Genomic DNA, 4,857 nt, shown 5'->3' with positions numbered 1-4,857 from the left:
GCGAATTGCTTGGATTTGATATGATTGAGCATCGCATCGGTTAAGGCATTTCTCTTACCGATACTGGGAACTAGGAACTGGGGACTAGGAAGAATTTTCCTAACCCAATGCCCAATGCCCCATGCCCTTAATATGCGTCCATACACTGCTATCTTAATTGTACCAACTGGCGTTGGGGCTACCATTGGGGGTTATGCAGGAGATGCTTTACCTGTTGCCAAAGTTATAGCACAGGTTTGCGATCGCCTAATTACTCACCCCAATGTCCTTAATGGCGCTAGTTTGTATTGGAATCTCCCCAATGCTTTCTATGTTGAAGGTTACGGGCTTGACAAATTCGCCTCTGGATGCTGGGGTTTGCGTCCAGTCCGCAGCAACAAGGTAGGTTTGCTTTTAGACCAAGCCATTGAGCCAGAGTTACGGCTACGACATATACAAGCAGCCGATGCAGTCAGAGCAACTCTGGGATTGACTTTAACAGATTATGTAATTACTGATGCACCATTAGATGTAGAATTACGGACTACAGCATCGGGAGCTAGTTGGGGAACAATTGGCAACCCAGATAGTTTATTACGGGCAGCTGAGATATTAATTAAAAAAGCGGGGACAGAAGCGATCGCAGTTGTAGCCCGTTTCCCCGATGATATGGATGAGGAAGCAGTACAGAAATATCGCCAAGGTAAAGGCGTAGATTCTTTAGCGGGTGCAGAAGCCGTAATTAGCCATTTGCTAGTGCGAACCTTTAAAATTCCTTGCGCCCATTCTCCCGCCCTTTTGAGCGAACCTCCACAACCTGATTTATCTCCCCGTTCCGCTGCCGAAGAATTGGGCTATACCTTTTTGCCGTGCGTCCTTGTCGGATTAAGTTGTGCCCCACAATTTATAATAGAGAAAAGACAGATTGAATCACAGCAAGAAGATATTTGGGTAGATGAAGTAGATGCTGCGATCGTACCAGCAAATGCTTGTGGTAGCAGTGCCTTACTGAGTTTAAGCCAAAGACGATGCCAAATAATTACAGTAGAAGAAAATAAAACTCTGATAAAAGTTCCTCCTCAACCGTTGGGGATCAAATCTATACAGGTAAACTCATATTTAGAAGCAGTAGGTGTATTGGTAGCAAACAAAGCAGGTATTAATCCCGACGCTCTCCGTCCCAAATTATTACCTTTGCAGTCAATTAGTCATTAGTCATTGGTCATTAGTCATTGGTCATTAGTCATTAATCATTATTCCTTCTCCCCCTGCTCCCCATGCCCCATGCCCCATGCCCCATGCCCAATGCCCCCTCTTTCTTAAAAACCCGTGATTGAACAACAAAAGCAAAAGCCAGAAATTCCATACCTGACGCGCATCCAAGTACTTGGGGCGATGGGAGCGACTGCAATCATTTTGTTGATAGTCGCTAAACTTTCGTTATACCTTGGCAACTTTTCCCTATTTTCTTGGGACTTGAACCAAAGAGAGTTGCTCTTGGGTGTAGGGTTAGGATTCGCCATCACCGCCTTAAGTGGCGTAACTTATCGCGTTTGGACTGCCTATCGTAAAAGTGCAGATTATTATCTAGAAGTAGTACTGAGGCCCTTGGCCTTACCAGACTTAATTTGGCTGGGGTTACTACCGGGGTTAAGTGAAGAATTATTATTTAGAGGTGTAATGCTGCCAGCTTTAGGCTTAGATCATGTGGCTGTCATTGTATCCAGTCTTTGCTTTGGCATCTTGCATTTTAGTGGTTCCCAACAATGGCCTTATGTGATTTGGGCAACAATTGTCGGGATGATATTCGCATATAGTGCCCTGCTCACTAGCAACTTATTAGTGCCGATTGTCGCTCACATTATTACCAATTGGATTTCTAGCTATTTCTGGAAAATGTCGCAATTACGGCAATTAAAAAACAAATATTGAGCTTCTAGGAATTAGTGCTTCGGCGTAGCCCAACCCAAGAGACATATCCGAAAATTACAGCATTTTTCAGGTATTTAGACCACAGATGAGATGGGGAGTAGGGAGTGGGGAGTAGGGAGTGGTGTAGTTCAATTACTTGAAAAGCGCTGTAAATATGCATTATTCAGAACCCTTGTAGAGACGTAGCACTGCTACGTCTCTACATTCATTTTTGGAGATGTCTAAGAATCGCACACTATCAACCATAAAATAAATTACGTGGTTTGAGGGCTGTGCTAAATGATTTTTTTGTAAACTGTGTTTGTGTGATCGCAGCTACACAGATTTCTATTCAATTAGACTACAATACATGCATTTAATTCCAATTCACAAAAACCTGATATAGCAATCCGATTTGATTTTTGAACTTATTTGCGTAGGCAGGGAGTAGGGAGTAGGGAGTAGGGAGTAGGGAATCAGCCCTTTCGAGTTGTACGGAGTTTTTTCAAAAATCAAATAGGAGTCCTATACATATAAATTTATTATAGAGGCATGGCATTGCCGCCCCGACCCAAAGTATTTGTATAATTATTAAATTAAACTGAAATTGTATAAACCCCAACTCCTTCCCGCACTTCGTGCCGCTACGCGAAGGTAAGGAGAGCAAGTAGTAAGCTTCTCTTTTGTCAAGAGCCTTAAAAAGCAACAAAAGCGTTATGGGGCATGACAGAGGTTAGTGGCTTAAAATACTTCTAAAAGCCAATCATTGTTTAATAAGTATTGTGTAGAATTTGGTGAAGAGGTTATTTAATTGATTCTCAATTGCAGCAATCCAGGTTTCATTTATGAATCAGTCTTTTTCTCAAAACCAAGCAAGACGAAGTCGTGAACAAAGGCTGTGGCAACAAAAATGGAGTTTAAAGACTAAAGCAATTGTTTGGGCACTAAGCATTAGTATCCTTCCTGTGGTTGCAATTGGAACAGCTACTTACTACTATGGCATTAATTTAATTACCAAACAAATTCCGCAAGTAAGACTTGAGAGTGCAGCAAGTTCAACAGAAACTGAACTAGCTCTACAGAGACAATTGTCACTCTTGTTAACTGGTATGGGAGTAACAGCAATTTTAACAGGTGCGATCGCTGTTTTTGTGACTAATCGAGCTATTAGTCGAGTCAGTAAAGCTGCTGCAATTTCTAATAGTATCAAAAACAAGCTGCGTCCAGACAGTGAGTTTACTCAATATTTCATCGCTAACGAAGATGAATTAGTGATGTTAGAGAGAAACATAAACTTATTCACAGAGCTACTTTCAGTTTTGGTAAAGGAAAAAGAAACCGAAGCTGATTACTCCCAACTATTGATGAAAGTTACGCGATGGGTTCGAGAATCATTCAATGAAGAAGATGTTCTCAAAATTACCTCAGAAGAAATTCGTAAAGCTTTAAGCATTGACCGCGTAACCATTTTTTGCTTCAACTCCAACTCTAATGGAACCTTTATCGCTGAGTCAGTAGCACCTGGTTTACCAAGAGTATTAGGGGTTACAGTCTCTGAGCCTGGGTTCGAGGCAGGGTATATAGAAAAATACCAGAATGGTTCCATCCGTGCTATTGATAATATCTATCAAGCGGATCTCAGTGATAGTGATATTGAGTTGCTAGAGCAATTTGCTGTCAAATCTAATTTAGTAGCACCTATTCTCAAAGGCAAACAGCTATTCGGTTTATTGATTGCACATCAGTGTTCTAGAATTCGCTTTTGGCAGCAGTCTGAGATTGATTTGTTCACTCAGATAGCTATACAAGTAGGATTCGCCCTTGACTACACCAAACTTCTAGAACAGGTTGATACGAAGGCAGATATAGCTCAGGTATTTATAGAAATTACCCGCAGCATTCGCCAATCGCTTAACGAAGAGGATGTCATCAAAATTACCGTGGAAGAGGTTCGTAAAGCACTGAGTACTGACCGCGTGCTGGTTTATAGCTTTAGCGCTAATTGGTCTGGAACTGTAATTGCAGAATCAGTGGTTCCAGGTTATCCCAAAGTTTTGCGGTCTGAAATCCAAGACCCATGTTTTGCTCAGGACTATGTAGAAAAGTATCAGTCTGGTCGCGTTCAAGCCATAAACAACATTTATGAAGCAGGTTTGCGTGATTGTCATATTAACCTGCTCGAATCCTTTGCTGTCAAAGCAAATTTGGTCGCACCCATTCTCAAAGATGAACAACTGTTTGGTTTATTAGTTGCACATCAATGCTCCAGACCCCGTGATTGGCAACAGTCTGAGATTGATTTATGTGCCCAAATAGCGATGGAGGTGGGATTTGCTCTCGACCATGCAAGACTCCTGCAACGAATCGAGGCTGAGAGTGTGCAAAGTCAGTTGCTGGCGGATACTATCGGCAGCATTCGCCAATCGCTCAACGAAGAGGATGTCCTGAAAACCACTGTGGAAGAGGTTCGTAAAGTATTGGGTACTGACCGAGTGATGGTTTATAGCTTTAATGCTAATTACTCTGGAACTGTGATTGCCGAATCAGTTGTCCTTACCTACCCAAAAGTTTTACGATCTGAAATCCAAGACCTATATTTTGGTCAAGGCTATGTAGAAGATTATCAGTCTGGTCGCGTTTTAGCAATAAATAACATTTATGAAGCTGGTTTGGCTGATTATCAGATTAGCCTACTCGAATCCTTTGCTGTCAAAGCAAATTTGGTAGCTCCCATTCTTAAGGATGAACAGCTATTTGGTTTATTAATTGCACATCAGTGTTCCAAACCTCGTGATTGGCAACAATCTGAGATTGATTTATTTGGCCAAATAGCGATGCAAGTGGGATTTGCTCTCGACCATGCAAGACTCCTGCAACGAATCGAAGCTGAAAGTAGGCGAAGTCAGTTACTGGTGGATATTACCCGCAGCATTCGCCAATCGCTCAACGAAGAGGATGTCCTGAAAA

At 42.0% G+C, this 4,857-nt stretch carries 4 protein-coding genes; 3 read left to right on the top strand and 1 reads right to left on the bottom strand.

The window, feature by feature from the left end; all coding sequences use genetic code 11:
• Positions 1-132 precede the first annotated feature (132 nt).
• A complete protein-coding gene (locus LC574_RS26750) occupies positions 133-1,194 on the top strand; it encodes a DUF3326 domain-containing protein (protein ID WP_229456656.1) in 1,062 nt (353 codons plus the stop codon).
• A 114-nt stretch (positions 1,195-1,308) separates the two neighbouring features.
• On the top strand, positions 1,309-1,911 hold the full coding sequence (locus LC574_RS26745) for a CPBP family intramembrane glutamic endopeptidase (RefSeq protein ID WP_229456654.1): 603 nt from the start codon (positions 1,309-1,311) through the stop codon (positions 1,909-1,911).
• A 4-nt stretch (positions 1,912-1,915) separates the two neighbouring features.
• On the opposite strand, the gene LC574_RS26740 is transcribed toward LC574_RS26745, so the two are convergent.
• On the bottom strand, positions 1,916-2,071 hold the full coding sequence (locus LC574_RS26740) for a hypothetical protein (RefSeq protein ID WP_229456647.1): 156 nt from the start codon (positions 2,069-2,071) through the stop codon (positions 1,916-1,918).
• 664 nt (positions 2,072-2,735) lie between these two features.
• Between LC574_RS26740 and LC574_RS26735 the strand changes: the two genes are divergently transcribed.
• Positions 2,736-4,857, top strand: a 2,122-nt coding sequence (locus LC574_RS26735; protein ID WP_229456645.1) for a GAF domain-containing protein, incomplete at its 3' end; no start/stop codon positions are given.

It is taken from the genome of Nostoc sp. CHAB 5715 (genome assembly GCF_020829685.1).
Lineage (GTDB): Bacteria > Cyanobacteriota > Cyanobacteriia > Cyanobacteriales > Nostocaceae > Nostoc.
This window is presented reverse-complemented; position numbering and strand designations above follow the sequence as displayed.

What these genes read in the sequence shown, in the direction of transcription:
- LC574_RS26750 (WP_229456656.1), top strand. Translation starts at nt 133, where the DNA reads ATGCGTCCATACACTGCTATCTTAATTGTACCAACTGGCGTTGGGGCT.
- LC574_RS26740 (WP_229456647.1), bottom strand. Translation starts at nt 2,071, where the DNA reads ATGCATATTTACAGCGCTTTTCAAGTAATTGAACTACACCACTCCCTA.